10 protein-coding genes are annotated in these 25,864 nt (G+C 67.1%); 3 read left to right on the top strand and 7 right to left on the bottom strand.

Features of this window, described 5'->3' with window-relative positions; all coding sequences use genetic code 11:
* Window positions 1-6 precede the first annotated feature (6 nt).
* The 7 genes from HBF25_RS04270 to HBF25_RS04240 are packed head-to-tail and all read right to left on the bottom strand — an operon-like array spanning window position 7 to window position 19,203.
* On the bottom strand, window positions 7-1,437 hold the full coding sequence (locus tag HBF25_RS04270) for a class I SAM-dependent methyltransferase (RefSeq protein ID WP_166946703.1): 1,431 nt from the start codon (window positions 1,435-1,437) through the stop codon (window positions 7-9).
* Window positions 1,434-2,570, bottom strand: coding sequence for a methyltransferase (locus HBF25_RS22510; RefSeq protein ID WP_166946702.1), 1,137 nt, complete (start codon window positions 2,568-2,570; stop codon window positions 1,434-1,436). The genes HBF25_RS04270 and HBF25_RS22510 overlap by 4 nt, the downstream gene beginning before the upstream one ends.
* Window positions 2,567-3,688, bottom strand: a complete 1,122-nt coding sequence (locus HBF25_RS04260) for a saccharopine dehydrogenase NADP-binding domain-containing protein (protein WP_166946701.1) — start codon at window positions 3,686-3,688, stop codon at window positions 2,567-2,569. The genes HBF25_RS22510 and HBF25_RS04260 overlap by 4 nt, the downstream gene beginning before the upstream one ends.
* On the bottom strand, window positions 3,685-5,427 hold the full coding sequence (locus HBF25_RS04255) for an ABC transporter ATP-binding protein (protein ID WP_166946700.1): 1,743 nt from the start codon (window positions 5,425-5,427) through the stop codon (window positions 3,685-3,687). The genes HBF25_RS04260 and HBF25_RS04255 overlap by 4 nt, the downstream gene beginning before the upstream one ends.
* On the bottom strand, window positions 5,427-7,184 hold the full coding sequence (locus tag HBF25_RS04250) for an ABC transporter ATP-binding protein (protein ID WP_166946699.1): 1,758 nt from the start codon (window positions 7,182-7,184) through the stop codon (window positions 5,427-5,429). The genes HBF25_RS04255 and HBF25_RS04250 overlap by 1 nt, the downstream gene beginning before the upstream one ends.
* On the bottom strand, window positions 7,181-12,646 hold the full coding sequence (locus HBF25_RS04245) for a non-ribosomal peptide synthetase (RefSeq protein WP_166946698.1): 5,466 nt from the start codon (window positions 12,644-12,646) through the stop codon (window positions 7,181-7,183). Before HBF25_RS04245 ends, HBF25_RS04250 begins: the two co-directional genes overlap by 4 nt.
* Window positions 12,647-12,693: 47 nt before the next feature.
* Window positions 12,694-19,203, bottom strand: coding sequence for a non-ribosomal peptide synthetase (locus HBF25_RS04240; RefSeq protein ID WP_166946697.1), 6,510 nt, complete (start codon window positions 19,201-19,203; stop codon window positions 12,694-12,696).
* 242 nt (window positions 19,204-19,445) lie between these two features.
* Here HBF25_RS04240 and HBF25_RS04235 point away from each other — a divergent pair, with 242 nt between their 5' ends.
* Genes HBF25_RS04235 through HBF25_RS04225 form a run of 3 tightly spaced genes read left to right on the top strand, consistent with a single transcriptional unit; the run spans window position 19,446 to window position 25,856 of the window.
* Window positions 19,446-20,330 (top strand): ABC transporter ATP-binding protein, encoded by an 885-nt coding sequence (locus HBF25_RS04235; RefSeq protein WP_166946696.1) that lies wholly within the window; start codon window positions 19,446-19,448, stop codon window positions 20,328-20,330.
* Entirely contained in the window at window positions 20,327-23,680 is a 3,354-nt protein-coding gene (locus HBF25_RS04230; RefSeq protein WP_166946695.1) for an ABC transporter permease family protein, read from the top strand. The genes HBF25_RS04235 and HBF25_RS04230 overlap by 4 nt, the downstream gene beginning before the upstream one ends.
* Before the next feature lie 40 nt (window positions 23,681-23,720).
* A complete protein-coding gene (locus HBF25_RS04225) occupies window positions 23,721-25,856 on the top strand; it encodes a TonB-dependent receptor (RefSeq protein ID WP_166946694.1) in 2,136 nt (711 codons plus the stop codon).
* Window positions 25,857-25,864: the final 8 nt, after the last annotated feature.

The following is a 25,864-nucleotide window of genomic DNA, read 5'->3' as shown; positions in this document are numbered from 1 at the left end:
CGGCATTCAGGGCGTTGGGGCGACCTGCGTCGCGAAGACGCGGTGACCGAGGGAGGCAAGGGCGTGACCGGGGGGAGGCAGGTCGACGAGGGTTTGCAGGCCGGCGCCGGCGAGGGCATCGAGCCATTGCGCGTGGGAGAGGAAGGTGGACTGGCTGGCCGCGCGCTCGTCGTCGGGCTCGGCGAGCATGAAGGCCTGGGAGGCCATCACCCAGTATTCCTCGACCGTGGGCTCGCTCAGCACGAGCCAGCCGCCGGGCGCGAGCAGGCTGGCGAGCCAGCGCAGCGACGCATCGGTGTTGCGTGCGGCATTGAGTACGCCACCGGCGACGATGACGTCGATGCTGCCCACGGCATGGCCTTGCCCGGATGGCGAACGGTCGATGTCGTACAGGCCCGTGCGCAGGCCGGGATGGCGGGCCTCGACCTGCTGAAGGAAGAAACGCGAGACATCGGTGAACAGGTAATCGACGTCGTGGTCACGCAGGGCCGGCCATGCCTGGTCCGTGGTGGCACCGGTGCCACCACCGGCTTCGAGGATGCGCAACCGGGCACCCTGCCTGCTTTGCGCAATGCGTGACAGGCAACTGGCGACGGCAGCGTGCTGGTAGCGGGCCGCGATGCTCTCGCGGTACAGCGCATGGGCGAGCGCAAGGTCGCCTTGTGGAAACAGCAGGTGCACGGCTTTCAGGCTGCCGTCGATCAGCTCGGGAAGTGCCGAGGCGGCGTCCCTCGCGAAACGCAGCGTGTGCGCCGTGTCACCCGCCGCGAGCCATAAGCGCTCCACGTGGTCCCAGTCGGGTGTCGCTTCGGTAGCGTGCCCGCTGGCGAGGCGGAAGCGCCCTTCATGGTGGCGAAGCAGGCCTTCGGCCGTCAGCACGCGCAACCAGCGCCGCAGGAGCGTGCGTTGATGGGGATCGGCTCGCACACGCTCAAGCAGGTCAGTGGCGTTCAGTACGTCATCGGCATCGATGAAGGCACCGGCACGGCGCAGGCCATCGAGCATGCTGTGCAGTGCGGCCACCGAGAGGGCTTCGGTGGCGATGCGGCCTGCGGTGTAATCCGCACCGGCCAGGCGCTTGTCGGTATCGGCAGCAACGATCTCCCCATCCACGGCCAGGGCCGGGTCGCGGCTGGTCGTTGCCAGTCGTTGCACATCGAATCCTGCCACGACGGGAAGCGGCGCATCGCCGGCAAGATAGATCTTGCCGAGTGTATCCAGGTCAGCGAGAGCGAAAGCCGGATGAAGCCGGAGGGCATCGAACTGTGCAGTGCTCAGCACGGCGTGCGTTGCCCGAAGACGTTCGAGGCCCACGAGCAGCTTGCCAGGGGCGACGACATCGAGACGATGCACGTCGGCGTCGCCGTGCCCTGCGAGCAGGTCCGCGCAGGGTTCATCCAGCGGCACGGCGATGACGAAGACGGGACGCGGGCTCATGGATGGCTCTCCGTGGCGCTGGCGAGGAAGACGTACTGGCCGCCGCGTTCGAGGGCTGGCGTCGCGCGATCCGGCAACACGGCAAGCGTCGTGAAGCCGTTCGCTGCCAGCCGTTCGCGCCAACGCACCTCATCGAGAAACACTTCACCCGTTTCGGCTCGTATGTCGCCGCTGCCAGCCCGCAGCTGGCCGGGACCGGCCGACAGCAGGAACTGCATGCAGGTGAGCAGGATCAGGTTGTCGGCCACGGCCTCGGTAAAGACCAGCCAGCCGCCGGGCGCGAGTGCGGCCCGGATGGACGCGAGCGTGCAGTCGATGTCCTTCGCGTTGTGCAGCACGTTGCCCGCCACGACCACGTCGAAGCGGCCGCGGGGTATGTCCTGCGTGACAAAATTGCCATCGATGTCGAGCAGGGCATGGCGAAGACCGGGGCGTTGCATGGCCTGGGTAAACAGCCGCGACACGTCGGTGAACAGGTAATCCACCGGCCGATCCTGCAAGGCGTCCAGTGCCGCTGCCGTGGTGAGCCCGGGACCGCCGCCCAGTTCCAGCACGCGCAGGGCGGAACCGCGTCCCGGATGCTGGCGCAGCCATTCGCCGCAGGCCGCATTGACGTAGGCCGTGAACGGATTGCGTTGATAGGCGGCCAGCGATTCGACGATGCGCCCGTCAGGGAAAAGCAGCGACGGCAGCGAGAGTTCGTCGCGCAACAAGGCGTGCAGGTGGCCCAGCGATGCATGGTGCAGGGTGGCCAGGCGCGGGGGGAAGCCGAGCGATGCGTAGTCGTCGAAGAGATCGCCTTCCACGACGAGGCCATGCTCGTTGCGCTCGCGCCAGTGACCGCCTTTGTGTTCGATGATGCCGTTGGCTTCCAGCGCCACGAGCCAGCGATCCAGCAGCCAGCGATGGCGCGATGCCACCCCGAGGCGTTCGTGGATCACGTCACGGGACAGGCCGCTCGTGTTATCGAGCCCGGCATGCCGGCGAAGCAGATCACCTTGGGCGGCAAGGCTCCGGCGTTCAAGGCGCCGGAGCGGAGCCGCTGAGGCAGGCAACGCCGCCAGGCCGCCAGGCAGGTGCTGGTCCAGGGCATGCAGCCCCGCTTCGTGCGCGCGTGCGGCGTCGATCGTCACAGCGCACCTTCCTCGGCTTCCCACAGCAGGGTCGCGGGACCGTCGAGCACGACGAAGGTGCCGAAGGCACCCAGACCCTGCAACGCCGTCATCGTGGCAACAGGGTCCAGTACGTCGGCGGCGTGATGGATGCCGGTGCGCATGCGACCCTGCCCGACGGCAGCACAGGTGACGGCGGCAAAGGCGCCGCTCAGGGTGGCGTTGCCATCGGCCTGCACCAGGATGCTCCGGCTTTCGTCATCCGCATCCATCTGCACGAGCATCGTCACGCGCGGTTCGCGGCTGGCAAGATCTACCGTGCTGGCCAGGCGGAGCGCGTCGGCGGCTTCATCGCGAGGCAGCGCATGGGTGCGGTCGAAGACGGCCAGCACCTTCTCTCCCTCGACGGCCGTATACCAGTCGCCTTCCTCCAGCCGCAGCGCGCGGGCCAGCCGCTCTGCTTCGCGATCCAGATAAGGCAGCAACGCGACCCGCTGACGGAATCCGGGAACGATCTGGTCGTCCAGCCGACGCAGCAGGCGATGGCGCACGCCACCGCGCCAGGCGGACAGCGGCACGCTGTCGCCGCCGTTTCCCGCATGCAGGAAATCCTGCGCGGCGGCCCGGGTGAAACGATCGAGCACGCCGATATGGCTGGTCATGCGCCGGGGGTTGGGCATATCGGCGGCGAGCCAGCGCGGGAGCAGGCCGCTGAGGCCCGGTCGCATGCCGGCGGACAACACCATGCGACGACCCACCGGCGCGCCTGAGCGAATCATGGCGGCGAGGTTGTCGTCACCCGCGGCATCCACATAGTCGACGTGGGCGCGCAAGGCTGCGCGGGCCACGCGATCGCCGATGTGGTAAGACGGCCCTGCGCAGTTGAGCACGACATCGGCGTCATCCACGAAATCATGGAGCGAAGCCTTGTCGAAGACATCGACCGCGACGGACGAGATGCCATGGGCCAGTGCCGGATACAGATCCCGGAGCCATGCCACCATGCCGGCCGCTGCCGCAGCATCACGGCCGCCGATGCGCAGGGTGGGCGATGCATCCTTGTGCAGGGCAAGCCAGTGGCGCGCGGCCTGGCGGCCGACATCGCCATAACCGCCGACGATGGCTAGATCGACCGTCATGCGTTGGTTCCGTTGGTGAGGCGCCATCCCTTCGCGCGCTGGCGTTCGTGCCAGAACGCGGCGTAATGGCCGTTGCGGGCCAGCAGTTCGTCGTGCGTGCCGGATTCGGCGATGCGGCCCTGGTCGAGTACGACGATGCGGTCGGCGGCCATCACCGTGGGCAACTGGTGGGCCACGACGATCAGGGTGGCTTCGCGGCGCAGGCGGATCACCGCCTCCTGCACAAAGCGTTCGTTCTCGGCATCCAGCGCGGCCGTGGCTTCGTCGAGCAGCACGACGGGCGCCTGCTTGAGCAGGGCACGGGCCAGTGACACACGCTGGCGTTCGCCACCGGAAAGCGAACTGCCACCTTCGCCGACGCGAGTGGACCAGCCATCGGCCAGCCGTGAAGCGATCTCGTCCACGCCGGCCAGCCGTGCCGCCTCATGCCATTGCGCGTCGCTGGCATCGGGGTGGCCGATGCGGATGTTCGCTTCCAGCGTGTCGTCGAAGAGGTAGACGTCCTGGGTGACCGGTGCCAGCTGCGCCATGAGGGCGGCGCCATCCTGCTCGCGTACATCGACGCCACCCACGCGCACCTGGCCGCTTCCCGTGTCGAAGAAACGCATCACCAGTTTCAGCAGGGTGCTCTTGCCGGAACCGGAGGCACCCACGATGGCTGTCATGCTGCGAGGGGGCATGCGCAGGCGGATGCCGTTGAGCACGGGCGCATCGTCGCGGTAGCCGAAACGCACGTCGTCGAGTTCGACCAGGCCGGGTTCCGTCGCTTCACGTGGATGTGCGGGTTCTGGCAAAGGCGGCGTGGCGAGGATGTCGGCAAGGCGGCGCAGGTCGTTTTCCGCCATGCGCAGCAGGCCGCTGCGTGCCGCCGCTTCGGCCAGCGGACCGACGAAACGCGCCGCCAGCGCTAGCAACGCCACCAGCCGCACGGGTTCCACCTGGCCGTGCAGCACCAGCCACAGGCCCACGGCCACGAGTGCCGCGAAGGCGAGCTGGACCGAAAGTCCACCGGCAAGGATGCGTGGAAAGGTCTGCGAGACCATGGAGCCACCCGCATCGCGCTGCGCGGCAATGGCATCTTCCAGCGGAGCGTAGCCTTGTTCGGTGCGCCCGAAGGCGCGCAACGTGTGCTGGTTGCGCGCGAATTCCACCACGCGATTGCTTGCTACGGTGGCGGCGCCGTCCACCACGTCGTCATTGCGGGCGATGGCATCCGCCGACCAGCGATGCGTCACGTAGACCAGTGGCGTGCAGAGCAGGGCGGTAAGGCCCAGGCGCCAGTCCAGCCAGAGCATCGCCAGCGCGATCACGCCCGGGACCAGGACACCGGATACCACCGGCGCCAGCAGATGGGCGAAGAGGTTCGTCACCATCATCGTGCCGGCGGTGGCGCTACGCGACAGCCGGCCGACCTTCTCGGACGAGAACCATCCCAGCGGCAGGCGCGCCACGTGATCGCCCAGGCGACTGTGCAGGGTTTCGAGGATGACCAGCGCGAGCGCGAAGCCACGCATCGACTGCACGTAGCGGGCAACGCAGGTCAGCAGCGCCATGACGGCCATGGCGAGCAACCAGCGCCATGCGTCGGTGGTGTCGCCATGAAACAGCGCGCCCAGCAAGGGCACCAGCATGACGACCGTGAGCGCTTCCAGCACGCTCCATGCGCAGAGCCAGCCCAGGTAGCGATAGAGGCGGGTGTCTTGCGACGGTCCGAGGACCTGCCTGAGTTCGGCCAGCATCAGACGGCCTCCTTGTCGTTCGTGGGGATGGGCACCGGCTGGCCGGCAAGCCACAGGCGCCGGTAAGGACCGTCGATGGCCAGCAGCGCTTCGTGGCGCCCGCTTTGTGCGATGCGGCCCTGGTCCAGCACGACGATGCGATCGGCGCCGACCACGCTGGCCAGCCGATGGGCGATGACGATGACGGTGCGATCCTTCGCCAGCGTGGACAGGGCATCCTGGATTTGCGCCTCGGATTCCGGATCGGCATGGGCCGTGGCTTCGTCGAGCACGAGGATCGGCGTGTCGGCGAGCAGCATGCGGGCGATGGACAGACGCTGTGCCTCGCCGCCGGAGAGCACGGCGTCTTCGCCGATCACGCTGGCGTAGCCGCGCGGCAGGGCAAGGATGCGTTCGTGGATACGCGCGGCGCGGGCGGCATCGGACATTTCGTCGTCGGTCGCCTCCGGCCTGCCCAGGCGAAGGTTGTCCGCCACGCTGCCGTGCACGAGCTGCACGTCCTGGAGCACGAAACCGACATGGCGATAAAGTTGGCGCGGATCGATCTGGCGCACATCCACGCCGCCGATGCGTACGCGTCCCTTCGTGACGTCGTAGAAGCGTGGCACCAGCCGGGCCAGCGTGGATTTGCCGGCACCGGAGGCGCCCACCAGCGCGGTCAGCGTGCCGGGATGGCAGAACAGATCGATATCGGCGAGCACGCCGTGTTCGCCGTCATATGCGAAGCTGACATTCTCGAAGGCAATGCTGGCATCCACGGGTGCCTCCGGATGCGCAGGACGCGGCAGGGACACCACGCCAAGCAGGTCTTCGATGCGCCCCGCGGCGGCCTGCGCGCGCTTCTGCGCCGTGAGGCTCTGGTTGATCGCCTGGAGGGTCTGCGGCATGGCGACGGCGACCAGCACTTCGGCGAACAGGTCGAGAGGCGTGATCCATCCGCGCCCGATCATCGCGATGCCGCCCGTGAGGCTGACCACCAGGATCACCGGAACGGACAGTGCCATGGAGGTAAGCGCTTCGAGACGGAGCAGGGGGCGTACCCATCCGGCATAACGGCGACCGAAGCCGCTCACGGCTTCGTCGTACGCCTTGTGTGCCCGCTGCCCCTGGCCGAACGCCTTGACCACGGCGATGCCGTGCACGAACTCCACGATGGCGGCGCTGACCTTGCCGAAGCTTTCGTCCAGCTGCGCCATCTTCTCGCCGAAGCCGCGCATCATCCATGCGTAGGCCACGGCGTAGATAGGCCAGGTGAGCACGGCCAGCAGCGCGAGGCGCCAGTCGATCCAGCACAGGTAAGCGAGGCCAGCCACCGGCAGTGCGATGGCTCCCGCCAGCTCGACATCGTGATGTGCGGTGAGATGGTGCAGTTCGGTGAGGTCGTCCTGCACCGCCTTGCGGACCTGGCCGGAGGTCTTGTCGGAATACCAGCCCAGCGGCACGGCACCCAGCCGGCCGACGAGCGCACGGCGCAGCGACGCCTGCAGCCGATGATCGGCGACATGGGTCAGCCACAGCGCGAGGCCCGTGCACACCCAGCCGAGCACGAGGCCGAGCACCACGACGATGGCGATGCGCACGACGTATAACGTGTCGGGTGACGGCGTGAGCAGGGCTCTCGCCAGCTCGGTCAGGCCCACGAAGGGCAGCAGCGCCGTGAGGGCACCGATGCCGCCCAGCAGCACGCCGGCACGCACGAGGCCGGCCACCGGCCTGCGTAGCGTGGGAAGTGCCTGCGTCCGTGCCGCATCACTCATGCCTTGCTCCTGAGGGCGTTCAAAAGGTGTTCCGTCACGATGGCGACGTGCGGAGGTTCGATGACGCTGAAGTGGTTGCCAGGTACGTCGATCAGGCGGAAGTCGCCCAGGCAGGTGTTTTCCCAGAACGGTGCAGCGAGATGGCCCACGCCACCGGTTACCCCGAAGGACTGCTGTTCCTCGCAGCGCAGATAGGTCATGTCGCCGACGTAGGGCGGTGGATCGAAGCGCGCGGCGCGCATGCTGTGGCGACAGACGCGGAAGAGAGCCGGCACCAGCTCCGGCGACACCGGCAGGCCGGCCTGCGCGGATGCTGCGGCAGCGTATGCGGCAAGGCGTTCGTCCTGCGGGATCGCAGCGCGCAGGCGTGCGGCCTTCGCGACGGCATCCAGCCCGGCGTCGCCGGACAAGGCCGCCATGGCGCCGGCGGGTACCTTGCGATCATGTTCATGCATGAGACGGTCGATGGCGCGGTACACGTCCATGTCCTCCACGCCGGGTCCGAACACGGCCTTGACCGGATCGAGATTGAGGTTGGGAACAAAGATGGCTTCGAAGGCCAGTTCCTCGTCGGTGTCGATGAACATGGGGATGCTGTCCACCAGCGAGAGGTCCATCACGTCGACGCCGCGTGCGTGCAGTCGTCGCGCCACCTCCGTCGCCAGCAGGCCGCCAAGGCAATAGCCGACGAGCTGGAAGCGCGTATGGCCTTCGGCCAGCAGGCGCTCCGCATAATCGTCGGCCACCGTCTCGATGAGCCGGCGCGGCTCGATGGCGAGATAGCGCTCCGTATCCGCGACGGCCACGCCGATGACGGGCCCCTGTTGCTGGGCGGCCAGCGACTTGCCCAGGTGCTGGAAGTAATCGAGCGTGCCCAGCGCGGCGTGGAACATGACGCGGGTCACGCCTTCGCCACCTCCGAAGGGCACCAGCAGGGCATTGCTGCCCTCGCGCGTGCCGGAGCTCGTTGTCGTCGTTGTTGTCGGCGTGCTGTCGTGGGCTTCGTCACCCCGTAGCAGGCGCGCCAGTGCGGCGACATTGGGCTCGTTAAGCATCTGCCGCAGGATCGTGTCGTAGGCGTGCACGTCGGCGCCCGGCACTTCCTCGCGTACGCGGCCGGCCACGCGCGCCAGGATCAGCGAATCGGCCCCGTGGTCGTAGACGTTGTCGTCGCGACGCAGGGATGGCACACCGAGCGCCTCGGCCCAGATGGCGCACAGGCGGCGTTCCAGCGGGTCGGCCTCGACGGCCGTGTCTGCACCCTCGCTGGTGACGGTGCGAATACGCCATGCGGCCAGCGTCTTGCGATCGATCTTGCCGTTCGCGGTCAGCGGCAGGCGATCCACCACCTGCAACTGGCCGGGCACCATATGCGCGGGCAGGCGTTCGCCGAGGTGGCGGTTCAGCGATGCGGCGGCAAGCGGGCGACGGTCGCGCTTGTAGCGCGCGGCGAAGAAACGCATGCCGCCCGGCGCCAGGGCGTGGTCTTCCCCGGGAAGCACCAGGACCAGCTCACCCCCGTTGCGGCGGATAGCGTCCTGCCAGCCTGGTGCGGACAGGAACGGGCTGCGTCCACGGTCCCGGTCGCCACCGGCGGGCGACATCATGAACCCCTGGCTGAGAAGGATATGCGGATGGTCCTGCGTAGGCTCGGTGAACAGCAGCCAGCCATCGGAGGACAGCAGCTCACCGATACGGGTGAGCGCGGCATCCGGGTCGCGGACACTGCCGAGCACGCCGGCACAGATCACCACATCGAACGAACCCGGCGCGAGTCCCTGTTCGCGATGGTCGCGGTCCACGTCGAACAGGCTGTGCCGCAGCCACGGATACACGGCGAAACGCTGGCGTGACTCGGGCAGGAAGAAACTGCCCAGGTCGGTGAACAGGTAATCGACGTCGAGCCCGTCGAGCAGGGGGGCGATAACGTTCGTCGTGGCGCCCGTGCCTGCGCCGATTTCCAGTACGCGCAGAGGCTGGCCGCTCTCGCGCCGGGCGGCGATCTGGCGCAGAAGGGCTGCCAGTGCATGGTTGTTGTAGCGCGATGCCGGCTCTTCGCCGTAAAGCGCCAGGGCAAGATCATTGCCACCCTGGGGGAACAGCAGCTCGAACGGATTGCAGGCATCGTCGAGCAGGGCATCCAGCCGCGCCGCGTTCACGCGCAGGTAATCGATCACGGCCAGGGGCGTGCCGGCATCGGCCGCCTGCGAAGCGGCATGATGCCATGCCGTGGTGACGCTGACGGCATCGACAGGGCGGACGGGACGCAGACGTTCCTGTGCGTCGACATGGAGCCAGCCTGCGGCTCTCAGGTCGTCGAGCCACAGGCGTACGAGCCAGCGATGCCGCTCGTGGATGCGGGTGCGCTCCAGCAGGGTATCGGCATCAACGGCCTCGTCGACAGGCCATGCCTCGCGCTGGCTCAGCGCATGCAGCATGGATTCACGGGCGGCATCATGGACGGCACGCACATAGGCGCCATGGGCGACGGAGAAGCCGGCGCATTCGGCATGCCGGAGCACGCCGGACAGGCCCGGCACATCCTCCGTGGCATCGACGGTACATCGCGCGGCTTCGACGAAGCCCAGTAGCGTGCGTTCGCCACCATCGCCTTCCGACACCACCACGGCGGCGGCCGACACGTCCGGATGCGACCACAGGGCGGATTCGATCTCGCCCAGTTCGATGCGGTGTCCGCGCAGCTTTACCTGGCCGTCTTCACGACCGAGGAATTCCAGCTCGCCACCGGGCAGATAACGTGCCAGATCACCGGTGCGATACAGGCGGGTTCCGTCGTGGGGATGCACGAGGAAACGCGAGGCGGTGAGCGCTTCGTCGCCCAGGTAGCCCATCGCCAGGCCGTCGCCGCCGATATACAGGTCGCCGGGCACCCAGGTGGGCACGTCGCGCATCCGGGCGTCGAGCACGCGGAACCACTGGTTTGCCAGCGGCACGCCGTAGGGGATGCTGGTCCAGCGAGGATCGACGTGGTCGATGCGATGATAGTTGGACCAGATCGAAGCTTCGGTGGCGCCTCCCAGGCCGATCAGGGTGATGTCGGGTATATGCCGGCGTAGCTGCAAGGGTAGGTTCAGCGCAATCCAGTCGCCGGACAACAACGCCAGGCGCAGGGTGGGCAACGCACGCGGATCGCTGTCGAGGAAATCGGCCAGCATCTGCATCTGTGCCGGCACCGAATTCCACAGCGTGACGCCTGCGTTCTCCACGCGCTCCGCCCAGTGCGAGGGATCGGCTCCGCGTGCGGGGTCGGGAAGGATGAGCGTACCGCCGCGTCCGAGCACGCCGAAGATGTCGTAGACCGAAAGATCGAAACCCAGCTGCGCGAGACCGAGCACGCGATCGTTCTCGCCGACGCCGAAGCGACGGTCGATATCGTCAATGGTGTTGCGTGCGGCGGCGTGGCTGATCATCACGCCCTTGGGTTCGCCGGTGGAGCCCGAGGTGAAGATCACATAGGCCAGCGTATCCGGAGCGACGACGCTGGGTTTCACCGCTGCGGATTCGGCGGCATCCTTGACGAACAGCCAGTCGAGCGATTCAGGCCAGTCGACGGTGGCGTCAGGCGCATGGGCGATGGCGAGACGAATGCCCGCCTGGCCTACGATGCGTTCGCGCCGCTGGCGCGGCTGGGCGGGGTCCACAGGCACATAGGCGCCGCCGGCAAGCAGTACGCCGAGCACGGCGATGATCTGCCCGCATGATTTCTCCATGGCGACGGCCACCGGTTCACCGCTGGTGAGGCCATGTTCGCGCAGCTGGCACGCAAGCCCGTGCGCACGGCCTGCGAGCTGACCGAAGGTGAGCGAGCCATGCGCATCGGTGACGGCCACCTTGTCGGGATGGCGGCTCACCTGAACCAGGATGTCGTCGTGCAGCAGGTGGTGACGGCGTTGCACCGTTGTAGCGTTCACCGTATCGCGTTCTTCGCGCTGCCACGTCGGCAACGCGATCTCCAGGGCTGCGGTCCATGCGTTGGCATCGTCTGCAAGGCGTGCCACGAGCACGCTGAAGGCTTCGAACATATCCTCGACCATGCCGGCCGGGAACGCCTGTTCGCGTACATCCCAGCTCACCCGCAGGCCGTCCGGACCATCGCCGGCCTGGCAGTCGAGCAAGACTTGCGGAGTCTGCGTGATGCCATGACCGGGCCGGCGTCCGCTGGCGGGTGCCGTGGTGGCATGCAGGCCGATGGCGCCCGTGAACACCACGGGCATCAGTGCCGCCTCGCGGCCACGGCGACGGGCGATCTCGCGGACGGTTTCCACACCGGAGAACAGGCGGTGGTCCATATCCTCGAACAACTGCGTCGCCACGGCTCTTGCCTGTGCCGCAAAGCCTTCCTCCGTTGGCGGGCGCACTTCGAGCAGGCTGACCGAGGTGAAATCGCCCACGAGGCGATCAGTCTGTGGATGCAGCGGGAGGCGGTTGAGCAGGGTCAGGTTGAGCGTGAAATGCGGCTGGCGCGACCAGCGTGCGATGACACGGGCATATGCGGTCAGGAGGCCCGCCGTGGGCGTCACACCGTGGTTCACGGCATGGGCGCGGAACGCGGCCCACGCACCTGCGGGCAGGTGCAGGTGGTGTCGGACGAAGCGTGCCGGCGCCTGCGTGGCGCTGGCGGCGAGCGACAGCTGCGGCGCGGCCGGGAGGCTGTCCACGCGCTCGCTCCAGTAGCGCCGGTCGTTGCGGTAACGCGCCGTATCGCGCAGGCGATGCTCGACCAGCAGGTAGTCGCGGAAGCCGATGTCCAGCGGAGCCAGTTCCGCCTCGTGTCCGGCCAGGATCACGTCCAGTTCGTCGAAGAGGATGCCCGCGCTGGCCCAGTCGGCGATGAGCGAGTCCAGCGAGAAATGCACCACGTCTCCATCGGGCGTACGCGTGTGGCGCAGCTCGAACAGTGGCCAGGTAGTCGTGTCGTACACACGGTGATCCATCGCTTCGCGGATGCTTTCCATATGTGCCGCGACCACGGAGGGGCCTGCTTCGCGCAGGTCGGTGCTGGCGATGCGCAGCAGCGGCACCTCGGGCAGCACGTGCTGGTAGCCATCCCGTTCGATCACGGCGCGCAACATGTCGTGCCGGTGAATGAGCAGGTTCCATGCGCGCTCCAGCGCATCCGCGGGCAAGTCGGGCCAGGTCATTTCGAGATAGCCATGGCAGGCCACGCCGCCGTAGCCGAACGATTCCTGCCGGCCGATGAGATAGGCCGCCTGCACGTCGGTCAGCGGGAACGGTTCATGACGTGCCGCCGGGTCGGCTACCACCGTGACGTCACGCTCGCGGTCCAGCAGTGACAGGATCTCCGCCTTGTGGGCACGCAGGGCGTCCTTGTGCGCCTCGGTCAGCACCGAGGCCGGGGCACGAAAGCGGAGCTGGCCGGCGTCGGCCCATAGCTCGACGCCCAGTTGGGTCAGGTCCTCGATGATCTGCGCGGCGGACATGGCGTGGTTTCCTTGCGGGGCGGAGGGAAAGGGGGAGACGGACGCGTTCACAGCACACCCTCTTCGAGGGCATCAGCGGCGGCCTGCGATTCGCGCACGACGGCGGCGACCTCGCGCAGCGTGGGCGCGGCAAACAGACGCCGTAGTGGCAGGCTCACGCCATCGGCAGCACGCAGTCGTTCGATGAACCGGGTGGCGAGCAGGCTGTCGCCACCGAGCGCGAAGAAGCTGGCATCGCGACCGATGGCATCGGTGTCGAACAGGGCCTGCCAGTGTTCGGCGATGCGCCGTTCGATGGCATCGCGGGGTGCCTCGTCGATATCGCCGGTATCGTTGCGCAAGGCACAAAGGCCTTCGGTGATGGCCTTGCGATCCAGCTTGCCATTGGCGGTGAGCGGCAGCGCGTCGAATGGCGCGATGTGTTCGGGGATCATGTGTGTGGGAAGTTGCTGGCCCAGCAGTTCGCGGGCACGGGCTTCGTCGAACGTGCTGGCGACGACGGCCGCGGCCAGGTGGCGTCCGGTCGCCGCCGACATGATGATCGCCGCGACGGCCTGGCTTACGCCGGGCAATCCGAGCAGCGCGCTCTCGATTTCGCCCAGTTCGATGCGATGCCCACGCAGTTTCACCTGGTGGTCGTGGCGACCGAGGAATTCCAGCAGCCCGTCCGGCCGGTAACGCCCCAGGTCGCCGGTGCGATACCAGCGCATGCCGTGACCGGTCACGAACTGGCGGGCGGTGATGTCCGGTGCATGACGATATCCGCGCGCGACACCTGCGCCGCCGATCCACAATTCACCCGGCACCCAGTCCGGGCAGTCACGGCCCTGGGCATCGACGACGCGGAAGCGCTGGTTCGCCAGCGGCACGCCGTAGGGAATGGAGCGCCACTGCGGCGCCAGGTCGGTGACTTCGTGATAGTTCGACCATACGGAGGCTTCGGTCGCACCTCCCAGGGCGATGAATCGACATCGGGCCGCCTGCGTACGAAGCCGCCCCGGCAGGTCCAGGCCGATCCAGTCGCCGGAGATCAACGCAACGCGCAGGCTGCAGAGGTCATCGCTGCCGGGCCGGGTGGTCAGCAGCATGTCGAGCAGGGCAGGAACGCTGTTCCACACCGTGACGCCATGGCGATGCACCAGCTGTCGCCAGCGATCGGCATCGCGGCGATCCGCTTCGCCAGGAAGGACGAGGCTGCCACCCTGCGACAGCATGGCGAATACGTCGAAGACGGACAGGTCGAAATCGAGCGCGGAGACAGCGAGCACGCGGTCGTCCGCGTCCAGGGCGAACCGGTTCACCACGTCGTGCAAGGTGTTGAGCGCGGCGGTGTGGGTGATTTCCACGCCCTTGGGCTCGCCGGTGGAGCCCGAGGTGAAGATGACATATGCCAGATCGTCGCCTTGCGGCTCGTGTGCCGAGGCAAGCGGCGCATGCGCGAGCATGGCGTCGAAGGAGATGCCTCCGGCACCGATGACGTGACGCACGCCTGCGCTGCGAAGGATGCGCTCCTTGCGGGCAGCAGGCTGGTCGATGCCGATGGGAAGATAGGCCGCACCGGCTGCCAGTACACCCAGCACGGCGGCGATCTGGGCGGGTCCCTTGGGCAGGCTCAGGGCGACGAGATCGCCCGGCACCACGCCCTGGGCGCGAAGGGCGGCAGCAATGCGTAATGACTGCGTGGCGAGCGTGCCGTAAGCCATGGCATCGGTATCACCCCAGCGCAGCGCGATGCGCGCGGGTTCGGTCGAGGCATGGCGGAAGAAGCCATCGTGCAGGCCGCCACGGGCATACATCGCCTCCGTGTCGTTCACCCGCTGGCGGACCGCGGCCTGTTCCGAGGGCAGCAGGTCAGGTAGCGGGGCGCTCCAGTCACCACTACCCAGCCAGTCGAGCAGGCGAAGGTAAGCGGCAAACATGGCCTCGATCATGCCGTCCGGGTAGAGCCCGTCGACATGGTCCCAGTTCAACGAGATGCCGCCATCGGCTTCGACGACCTGATGATCCAGGCCGACCTGGGGTGTCTGCGTCAGTCCCCATACCTGTTCGCTGAAGGGGCCGCGAGTGGCCGCTGCCGTGCCGCCCGGCACACCGAGCGCGCTGGTGAAGACCACGGGCATGGCGACTTCAGGGCGTCCTTGCAGGCGTGCGAGATCGCGGATGAGGGTCACGCTGGAAATCGCGCGATGTTCCAGTGCGTGGCCCAGTTCGGTCTGCACGCCGCGCACCCGCGAGATCCAGTCGTCGGTGGCACGCGGCCGGTAGCCAAGCAGGGTCAGCGAAGTGAAGTCGCCCATGATCCGGTGCACATCGGGATGCACCGGCTGGCGGTCGAACAGGGTGAGGTTGAGGGTCAGCTCGGACTGCGCACTCCATCGGCCAAGGGTTTCCGCGAAAGCGGTCAGCAGCACTGCCGATACCGTGAGACCGTGGGTCGCTGCCTGCGCCTGTATGCGTTGCCAGCGCGATGCCTCGACATGGCCTTGCTGGCGAAGGAAGCGCGGCACGCCCACCTGCGCAGGCTCGCGGGCCAGAGGCAGCTGCGGGGCAGGGGGAAGCGTGGGCAGCTGGACATCCCAGTAGCGACGCGCGGCATGCAAGGTTTCCTGCGACGGCGCCGCATTGGCGAGATAGTTGCGGAAGCTCAGTCGCGGCGTCGGCGTGTCGCTGTCGGGATCGGCGTAGAGCTCGCCCAGCTCCGTATAGAAGCGCAGGATGCTGAGTGCGTCGAGGATCAGGTTGTCCAGGCCGATCGCCAGTCGCGTGCGGCGTCCATGGCGTACCGCGGCGATGTGAAACAGCGGCCAGCAGGTGGGGTCGAAGACTCGATGCGCGGAGGTCTCGCGCAGGTTTGCCAGCGCTTCGTCGGGATTCTTTCCGCCTTCGACCTGGTCGATGACGTAATCGGGTACGCCGGCGAGCACGCGCTGGTTGCCCTCGTCATCGAACACCGCCCGCAGCATGTCGTGACGCGCCACCAGCCGGTTCAGCGCCGACTGAAGCCGGGGAAGATCGAGATCCGGCGCATCGTATTCCCGATAGAAATGGCACCCCACGCCGCCGAGCACGAAGGCCGGATCGCGACCGAGCCAGTAGGCGCGTTGCACGTCCGTGGGTGCGAAGCTTGCGTACCGGTTCGCAGGGTCGATCAGCAGCGTTTCCGGCGCGCTCGTTTGCACGGCCAGATGCAATTGCGCAGCGAAGTCCTGCAGACGTGGCGTGGCGAACAGGGCAGCGAGCGTCGCACCACCGAGCCCGGCGTCACGCAGCAAAGGCATCAACCGCGTCGCCGCGAGCGAGTCGCCGCCCAGCGAGAAGAAGTTCCGGCCGCGACCGATGCCCTGTACGCCGAGCACCTGTGTCCAGCCATCCGCCACGCGGCGCTCGATGTCGTTCGCGGGAAGATCGGTGTCGTCGGACGATGTGGCAAGCGCAGCGGCAAATTCGCGTGCCAGCGCCGGGCGATCGATCTTCCCATTGGCCGTGAGGGGGAGAGCCGTTTTCCAGCACAGGGTTTCCGGCAGCATGGCCGGTGGCAGTCGCTCGGCCAGGAAGGTGTGCAGGGCACGGCTTTCGTCGTCGGGCTGGCGCAGGTCCACCTGTGTTGCTTGCGGCATCCCGGCGTTGGGCACGGCGAAGACGCCGAGACCGTGGGCGCCTGCCACGGCAATGGCCTGCGCCACGCCCGGCCATGCCGCCACGGCCGCTTCGACTTCGCCCAGCTCGATGCGGTGACCGCGGAGCTTGACCTGGAAGTCGGCGCGACCGAGGAATTCGACTTCTCCATCAGGCCAGTACCGCGCACGGTCACCCGTGCGGTACCAGCGCAGGCCATCGTGGGTGATGAACTTTGCGCGGCTACGCAGCGGATCGCCGCGATAGGCGCGTGCCACGCCCGTGCCGCCGATCCACAACTCGCCTTCAACCATGTCGGGGCAGTCGCGACCCAGCGTATCCACCACGCGCAGCTTCACGTTGGCGAGCGGATAGCCGTATGGGACGGAGCGCCATGCGGGATCTACGTCATGTACTTCGCGGAACGTGGAATGGATGGCGGTTTCGGTGGTGCCGCCCAGCGCTATGAATCGACATCGCGGCCCCCAGGCCCGCAGGCGGGGCGGCAGATCGGGCGTGACCCAGTCGCCTCCCAGCAGCACGGCGCGCAGGAGGGGATTGATGCCGTCCTCACTGGCTGCGACCAGCGCCATGTCCAGCAGGGCCGGGACGCAGTTGAGCACGGTCACCGCATGCCGCCGCATCAGCGGCAGCCATGAGGCCGCGTCGCGACGTGCGCCCTCGTCGATGCAGACGATGGCGCCCCCGGCATTCAGCGGTGCGAAGATGTCGTACACCGACAGGTCGAATTCCAGAGCCGACAGGGCGAGCGTGCGATCGTGGATGTCGAGCGCCAGGCGCTGGTTCAGGTCGAGGATCGTGTTCATCGCCGCGACGTGCGGAATCTCCACGCCCTTCGGCTCTCCCGTGGAGCCGGAGGTGTAGAGCACATAGGCCAGCGCCTCGTCGTCTCCCGTGACCGGGGCATCGAGTGCCACGGCGTCGCCGGGCAAGGCATCCAGCAGCAAGGCCACGCCGGCAGCGTCGCAGATGCGCTGGCGACGGAGCGCCGGCTGGTCGACACCGATGGGCAGGTAGGTGGCGCCGGCCGCGAGGATGCCAAGCACGGCGATGACCTGCTCCGGTCCCTTGGGCAGTTGCACGGCGACGACGGCACCCGGCGTCACGTCATGCGTCCGCAACCAGCCAGCCAGTCGCAATGCGGCACTGCGCAGCTCGTCATAGCTCATGCGCCCGTCGGCGCCCCAGAGCAATGCTGGCGCTTCCGGCGTTCGCAAGACATGCGCAAAGAAGGCGTCGTGCAGGCGACGACGAGGGAGCAGCGCATCCGTATCGTTGGCTGTCGTGCGGACCGCCACCTGCGTCTGCGGCAACAACGGAGGCAGTGGAGCCGTCCATGCCGCAGGCTCGTCGGTCAACCGGTCCAGCAGGCAGCCGTACGCCTCGAACATCGCATCGAGTACGCCTTCGGCGAAGGCATCCTCGCGGGCATCGATGTTCACCAGCAGGCCATCGTCGAGCTCCGTGACCTGCGCATCGAGCCAGACTTGCGGTCCCTGCGAGATGATCCACGAGGCGTCGCCGAACGCGCGTCGCACGCTGGCCGGGAACAACTCGCCGAGTCCGATGGCACTGGTGTACACCACGGGGGCCAGCACCTGTTCGCCGCGCAGGCGGGACAGGTCGCGCAATACGTCCAGCCCGCTTCGTCCCGCATGACGCATGTCGTCGTGGAAACGGGCCTGGAGCGCGCGGGCGCGAGTGGCGAAGTCGCCCGGCAACGATCCCTGCCATGCGAGCAGCACGGACGAGGTGAAATCGCCGACCAGCTGCGCCGTGTCGGCATGCAGCGGTTCGCGGTCGAATACGGGGAGGTTGAGCAGGAAGTCAGGCTCGGCAGACCAGGCGGTCAGCGTTTCGGCGAAGATCGCCGCCAGCGCCATGGCGGGCGTCAGGCCATTTCCCGCGGCCGATGCACCGAAGGCCCGGAATCGCTCCGGCGACAGCCAGCGATGGCGCCGGACGACGCGAGTAGCGTCAAGTTTCGTGTCGTATGCGGCAGCCGGCAGCTGCGGTGCCGACGGCAGCGAGGGTAGGCGGGCGGCCCAGTAGGCCTGATCTGCGCTGGCCTTGCGCAGACGTTGTGGCTCGCCGGCCAGCCGGGTCCGGTCCGCGAGGTAACGGCCGTAGCCATAGCCGATGGACGGCAAGGTATCCGCTGGCGACAGGTAGAGCGCCGCAAGATCGGCCAGCAGGATGCGCAGGCTGAGCGCATCCGCGGCGATCATGTCGAGGTTCACGTGCAGGCGCGTGGCACCGCTTCCGAGCGCATCGGGCAGCAGGGAGAGCTGCACGTCGAACACTTCGCCCGCCGTGACGTCGAGATGCCGGTGGGACAGTCGTGAGCGAATCGCGTCGAGCGACGAGCGTGCCTCGTCGGCGGGAAGGGAGCGCAGGTCGTGGACCGTCAGCGCCTGCCACGGCGTCGTGTCGAGTACCTGGATGCAGCTGTCGTCCACGACGCGGGCGCGCAACATCGCGTGGCGTTCGAGCAGCCGGCGCACGGCGGTTTCGAGCCGTGCAGGTTCCACGCCGGTGCCGTCGAATTCGTTGTAGAAGTGCGCAGCGACGCCACCCAGACGCTGCCCCGTCGCGCGGCCCAGCCAATAGGCGTGCTGCATCGGCGCCATGGGGAAGGGTGCACGTACATCGAAGTCATTCGCGATGGCTGGCGCGGCGTCGTCCGTTTCCGTGGTCGCGACGACCAGTGCACGCCACGCGGCAAACGTGGGCATCGCGGCGAGGTCCGCGAAGTTCACGGCCATGCCCTGGCGTCGGAACGTTCCCGCGATGCGCATCATCGCGATCGAATCCACGCCCAGTTCGATGAGGTTGCGTTCGGGGGGAATGTCGCCGGCCGGCATGTCGAGCAGGTCGGATAGCAGGTTGCCAAGTGCGTCGCCGGCGGAACGGGTGTCCATGTCTATGACGTCCGGTAGGGATGACTGTTTGCGAATGTTACGTTATAACATCCGTCGCGAGATCCTCTGCAACTCTGCCACGGCACTTGATCAATTGCAAATGATAACTATTATCATTTGTGAACTGCGTGGCACTTTCCAGGGTGCGATCGCCACGCCATCCATCGCCAGGGAAACGCCGTGCGTCACGACGCGCGCGATCGACTCCAGCCGCCCTCTCCATCGACTGACAGGACGCATGCATGACCACCTCCAGTGGCCTCGAAATCGCAGGCCTCGCCAAGACCTACCGCAACGGAGTGCGCGCACTCGATGGCGTGAACCTGCATGTGCAACCGGGCATGTACGGGTTGCTCGGGCCCAACGGGGCAGGCAAGAGCAGCCTGATGCGCACGCTGGCGACGTTGCAGGCTCCGGATGCGGGAAGCATTCGTCTCGACGGTGTGGACGTGCTTGCCGATCCCGATCACCTCCGCCAGCGCCTGGGTTACCTGCCTCAGCAGATCGGGTCGTATCCCGGCATGTCGGGACGCGACCTGCTGCAACGCTTCGCGTGGCTGAAAGGGCGTACGGAAACGAAGACACGCCGCGACGAGGTGGAAAGCCTGCTGGTGAAGGTCAACCTGAGCGAGGCGGGGGATCGTCCGGCGGCGACGTATTCGGGCGGCATGCTGCGGCGGCTCGGCATTGCGCTGGCCTTGCTCGGCTCGCCGCGACTGGTGATCGTCGACGAGCCCACGGCCGGCCTCGATCCGGCCGAGCGCAACCGTTTTCATCGCGTACTGGCCGATGTGGCGGCGGAATCGATCGTGCTGCTGTCCACGCATATTGTCGAAGACGTGGAGCACCTGTGCCGCCGCCTGGCTATCCTCGCCAGCGGCCGCATCGTGGCCGAAGGCACCCCGGCGGAACTGGTCGCGCCTTATCGCGGGCGATTGTGGGAAAGCGTGCTGCCACGCGGCGTCGCTGTGCCAGCCCATCTGCACCTGACGGCGCATCCGGACGGAACACGCGTCATCGTGGAAGCCGACCACGCGCCTGACGCGCGTTTCGTACCCCGCGAGCCTCGCCTGGAAGATGTCTACTACGCCGCGCTGGCCGGCATCGGCGCGACGGAGGCCGCATGAGCGCCCTGCGGCTGGCCCTGCACGAAGCGCGGTCGGAGCTTCGTGCAGGGCTGCGTAGCGGCGTCGTTGGCCTGGTATTCGTCGGCCTGGCCGCCTACCTGCTCATGTCGCTCACGAATGCGGACTATGTGCAGAAGATGGGTGCGGCGGATATTCCACGCAACGCGCCGAGCCTGGTCTATCTCATGTCGACCGGGTGCATGTTTTTCCTGTTCTTCGCCTGGGCCTGGGTATTCGCGCAACCCTTGCTGCGTGACCGGCAGGCGAGCCTGCACGAGGTGATGCTCTCCATGCCGGCCTCGTTGCCGGCGATTCTCTGGGGGCGTTTCATCGGCGCATCGCTCGTCGGTGGCCTGTTGGGCGCTTCGCTGATTGCCGGCTTCATCGCCACGCCGTTGCTGGACTGGCTCTCCCTGGTGCCCCATGGATCGGTCAGTTCACCGCCCTGGGTGGCCCTGGCCTTTGCGTGGTTATGGCTGTTGTTTCCCGTGGGTGTCGGTATCGGCGCGCTGTATTACATCGCGACGTTGAAGCTGCGCAGTGTTGCCGGTGCCTTTGCGTTGTCGGCGTTGCTGATGCTGCTGTGGATGTTTGCGGTCGTCGTGTTGAAGGGCGGCCATATCAGCCCGATGCTGGCGGCGGCACTCGATCCGTCGCTGTTCACCTATGCACTGGGCAAGGTGGAGGCGTGGACACCGTTGCAGAAGCGCACGTCGCTGTTGCCGCTGACGGGTGAGTTCCTGTTCAACCGTTTCATCTGGTGTGTGCTTCCGGTGTTGCTGCTCGCATTCGTGCTGCGTGGCGTGCGTCGGGAGGCCATGGCGCTCGAACGCCCTCCACGCCGTCGCAAGCCGCGCGCGTCGCATGCGGGGGCCGTCATCGAACCAGTACAGCCGCCACCGGTTGAGTCCGACGGTGTGAGCTGGATCAGCGCATTGCTCAGCGAAACGCGCTGGCAACTGTTCCACATGGTGAAGGGAAAGGCCTTGTGGATCGGCGTGGCGATCCTGCTGGCGATGGGCGTGCTGGGTGGTTTCATCCACGGCGTATGGCATGCGGAAGGGCCCATGCGTCCTCGACCGGAACTGCTGCTGCCCCTGCTCAACAGCACGTTGTTCCTGGTGATCGCCTTCGTCGTGGCGGCGCTGGCCGGCATGGTGTGGCGACGCGATCATGTGGAAGGGTTCGATGCCATGCTCGATGCCGCGCCGGCACCGTCCTGGCTGCGGCCGTTCGGCAGGGTATTGGCGGTTTCCGTGATCATCGTCGGATTGGCGCTGGTGCCGGGTATCGCTGGCATGCTGATCACCGCGCTGGGGGCACCTTCCGCGCTCGATCCCCTGACGGCGCTGCTCTATCAGCTCCTGGTCACGGCACCGGCACTGCTCGAACTCGGACTGTTGGTGGTGCTGGTGCATGCCCTGTTCTCGCAGGCGGCCGTGGCTTATCCGGTGTCCATGCTGCTGACGTTCTTCCTGGTGCTCAATCATGAGCTGGGGCTCGTTGACTATCCCTTGTACGAAGTGGGCATTCCTGCGCATCTGCATCTATCCGGAGCCACGGGCTGGGTACCGTGGACGGGCTATGTTTCCGCGCTGGGTGGCTACAAGCTTGGTTTGTGCCTATTGCTGGCAGCGTTTTCAGCGGTGCTGGTTCAGCGTGGCGCCGAAGGTCGCCTGAGTGCCGGATGGCGTGACGTGGGTCGTCGCCTGGCGGGCCCGGTGATCGTTGTCGCCGTGCTGGGCGCGGGGTTGATGACGGGGCTGGGTATCCGCCTGCATGCGCAACTGGTGACGCTGGGCGATTACCAGCCGCGTACGGCGCGTGACCACGAAGATGCCGAGTGGGAGCGACGCTGGCTGCATTCCGCGGGCGCCTACTCGGTGCGGGGCGGACATGTGTCGATCTATGTCAATTCCGCCAGCGGAACCTTGCACGGCGACTGGGCGATTCATGGCGTGCACGCGGAGCATGGCGAACTGGATGCCGAACTGCCACCCGACCTCATGGCGGTGTCTGCGACAGTCGACGGACGCACGGTACTGCCTGTCATCGCCGCGGATCACCTTCGCCTGCCGCTGGGCGATGCATCGTCGACGCATATGGTGCGGCTGCGCTGGGACATGCACGCACCGGGCTGGTCCGCCGAAGGCGTGCCGGCATGGCGTGGGCACGGCAGCCTGTGGTTGCAGGCGACCGCGGCGATGCCTCGCCTGGGCGTGGATCCCTCGCGCCTGCTGCGGTCACCTGTCGCCCGTGCCGAGCAAGGTCTCGCTGCGGATGTCGTACTGCCAGCAGCCGGTGCGTCCGTAGCTTCCGACGCCGCAGCGCCCGCTGGCGCCTGGCAGTGGACGGTCAGGCGCGATGATCTGCTCGTGGCATCCGCCACCACGGGCCCCGATACACCGCTGGCGTTTGCGGCGGCCTGGTCGCCGTCGGCCAGCCATCTGCGTTCGGGCGATACCCTGGCGCTTCATGACGCCAGTCGTGATGGCGAAGCGGTCGATGTAATCGCCGACGTCTCTGCCATGCGGGCATGTGTATCGCGTCGCCTGGGCATCGATGCGCAGGTGGACGCGGTGGTGCAATGGCCGCGCGGCCTTGCTGCAACACGGCTGGACGGCACCACGCTGGTGCTGCCCGAAGCGCCGGACTGGGACGTGGCGGACAAGGGCACCGGTCGCACGCTACGTAAAGCTCATATCGCCGCCGCGCTTGCACGTCGCGCGCTGGTCGATGCATCGGCCCTGCGTGACAGCGCGGGCAGCGCCTGGTGGAGCGACGCCGTGCCCGGTGCCATCGCACTGCTTTGCGTTGGCGATACGGATGGCGTGACGGCCATGCGCCAGACGATGGAACTCGGCGCCGAGCGCGTTTCCCGCGCACTGGCCGCCAGTTCGTCGCCCGTGGGACCGCTTGCACAGGCGGACCCGGGCGGCTGGGCGTCGGCCTACGGTCCGCTGGCGGCACTGGCCTGGACATCGGCGCGTTCGACGGCCGACTTCACCGACGCCAATCGCCGCATCGCGTCGGGTGAAAGCGTGGAGCAGGCGATGGCTGCATCAATGAGCGACGAAGAGCGCTCCGCCGCGTTCGGTCCGCCGCGTGCGACCGAATGGGCGGCATCACCGGATCGCCACATCACCGTAGAGCGCTGGACATGGCGTGATGGTGGCTGGGTGCCGCTGGCGGCGGTCGATCCGGGTGTCCTGTGGCTCGTGCGCCGGGGCGAATCGATGGCGGTGCAACGTGTTCCCGACGGCGTGACGCCGGACGAGGATGGCGTGCCCGTCGATGCCCTTCCTTCCTATCCACGGTCACCGTTGCGCACGATCTCGTCGTCGCGATGACGTTGACTGATACCGTTTTCCAGTCATCCAGGGGATGTCCATGATCCATCGTTCGAACACTCCGCTCCACCTGCGCCCGAGGGCGCTCGTGGTGGCCTTGCTCGCCTCGCTGTCCTTCCAGGCCCTTGCCGACGAGGCAACGGCGGACAGCGCCACCCATGACAAGAAAAAGGCCGCCGACCTCTCGGCGGTGACCGTCAATGCACGCCTGTCCAGCGAACGCCCGCAGGACATCCCGTTCGGACTGAGCGTCATCAATGCCTCGTCCATCGAGAATGGCCGGCTTGTCGATGTCGAAAGCGCGCTTCGTCGCACGCCGGGCGTGGATGTGAACTCCTACGGCGGCGGCAATGACGCGAACATCCGCATCCGTGGTGTCGGCTCGCTCAACCAGGTCAGCATGGATGACGGCTCCGTCGCGCTGAACATGGACGGCGTGGCGATGTCCGCGCGGCATGCATCACTGGCGACGTTCGACGTGGACAGCATCGAGGTGCTGAAGGGCCCGCAGGGCACGTTGTTCGGTCGCAACAGCGAAGCCGGCGCCGTCAACGTCACCAGCCGGCGTCCCACCTGGGATACCGAGGGTTATCTTCGCGTGGAAGGTGGGCAGGATGGCCAGCAGCTGGCCGAGGGCGCCGTGGGTGGTGCGCTGTCGGATCAGGTGGCCGGTCGCGTGGCCGTGCGCTACAGCAGTTTCGACAGCTGGGTGAAGAACGCCCAGGACGGGCGCCCCATGGTGGAGCCCAACGACCTCGCCGTGCGTGGCAGCCTGTTGTGGAAGGCAGGCAGCGATACCCGCGTGCTGCTGATCCTGGAAGGCCAGAACACAAAGCACTACACGGGCATGGAAGTGCTGCGACCCTTCGGCAGGACGGCGCGGCTGGACTTCACGCCGGGAGTGTTCGACGACAACTACAAGCGCCTGCGCCGTAACTCCATCGAAGTGGACCACGACCTGGAAAACAGCCGGATCACCTCGATCACCGGCTACACCGACGCAGCGTTCCGTGGCACCAAGGGCTATGACCGCACCATCAACAATGCGCTCTACGGGTTTCCCATGGAATACCTGGTCACGGACTCGTCACGTGAACGCGTGGCCAGCCAGGACCTGCGCTGGTCGTCGCTGCCCGGGGCCGATACCTTCTGGGTGACCGGTGCCAACGTCTCGCATTCGGACCGCAGCTTCGATTCGCTCTACCGCAGCAATGGCAACTTCCAGCAGCGTGACTTCAAGACCGACAGTTATGCGTTGTACGGTGAGACCACCATCCCGCTGGGCGCGTCGTGGAAGGTCACCGCAGGCGCACGCTATACGCAGGACCGCAAGGACTACGACGGCCATTACACGGCCGCGGGCCAGACCGTGCCGGACAGCCGGCGCGTGAGCGACAACTACCTGACCGGTCGCGTGGCCCTGAGCTACGAGCTGAATGCGCAGACCCATCTCTATGTGCTTGAGGCGCGCGGACACAAATCGCGTGGCTTCAACGATTACTCCACGCAACCCAGCGACAGCAGGCCGTATCGACCGGCCCAGGTGGATACACATGAAGTCGGCATCAAGTACCAGTCCGCCGACCACCGCCTCAGCCTCAATGGCGCGGTGTACGTCAACGAGGTGAAGGACGACCACCTGCTGGGTTACGACTTCAATACGCTGGCCGTCAGCACGGTCAATGCCAATACGCGCAGCAAGGGTGCCGAGGTGGAGGGCTCGTGGTCGCCGGGCTACGGGCTGCGTTTCGATGCGGGGCTCACGTATATCGACGCGAAGATCACCAGCCCGGCCTTTGGTGTCTCCGGTGGCGACGTCAATGCCGGCAACCGGATTCCGGACGTGCCGTACTGGAGCGGTAACCTGGGCGTGGCATGGCACCACGATCTGGCCTCGTTCTGGCGCATCCCCGATCCCGCACTGAACATCGAGCTGAATTATCGCCGCTTCGGCGCCCGGCCTGCCGATGCGCAGAACCATTTCGACCTGCGCGCCTATAACAAGGTGGACATGCGCGTCGGCCTGCAAAGCGGACAGAGCGAGTTCTACGTCTGGGCCGACAACCTGACCAACGCCCACTACGACCTCTACGGCAACTATTCCTCGCCGACGGTCAGCACAGGCATGCCGGCGCGTGGCCGCACGTTTGGCGTGGGTGCCCGCTGGGATTTCTGAGCGAGGGG

Origin of the sequence: Luteibacter anthropi (assembly GCF_011759365.1) — a bacterium.
In the GTDB taxonomy this organism is placed as follows: Bacteria; Pseudomonadota; Gammaproteobacteria; order Xanthomonadales; family Rhodanobacteraceae; genus Luteibacter; species Luteibacter anthropi.
The sequence above is the reverse complement of the archived record's forward strand: the minus strand, read 5'-3'. Positions and strand labels throughout refer to the sequence as shown.

Bases quoted from the DNA above. Each gene is read 5' to 3' on its own strand.
- HBF25_RS04270 (WP_166946703.1), bottom strand. From the start codon at position 1,437: ATGAGCCCGCGTCCCGTCTTCGTCATCGCCGTGCCGCTGGATGAACCC.
- HBF25_RS04260 (WP_166946701.1), bottom strand. From the start codon at position 3,688: ATGACGGTCGATCTAGCCATCGTCGGCGGTTATGGCGATGTCGGCCGC.
- HBF25_RS04255 (WP_166946700.1), bottom strand. From the start codon at position 5,427: ATGCTGGCCGAACTCAGGCAGGTCCTCGGACCGTCGCAAGACACCCGC.
- HBF25_RS04250 (WP_166946699.1), bottom strand. From the start codon at position 7,184: ATGAGTGATGCGGCACGGACGCAGGCACTTCCCACGCTACGCAGGCCG.
- HBF25_RS04245 (WP_166946698.1), bottom strand. From the start codon at position 12,646: ATGTCCGCCGCGCAGATCATCGAGGACCTGACCCAACTGGGCGTCGAG.
- HBF25_RS04240 (WP_166946697.1), bottom strand. From the start codon at position 19,203: ATGGACACCCGTTCCGCCGGCGACGCACTTGGCAACCTGCTATCCGAC.
- HBF25_RS04235 (WP_166946696.1), top strand. From the start codon at position 19,446: ATGACCACCTCCAGTGGCCTCGAAATCGCAGGCCTCGCCAAGACCTAC.
- HBF25_RS04230 (WP_166946695.1), top strand. From the start codon at position 20,327: ATGAGCGCCCTGCGGCTGGCCCTGCACGAAGCGCGGTCGGAGCTTCGT.
- HBF25_RS04225 (WP_166946694.1), top strand. From the start codon at position 23,721: ATGATCCATCGTTCGAACACTCCGCTCCACCTGCGCCCGAGGGCGCTC.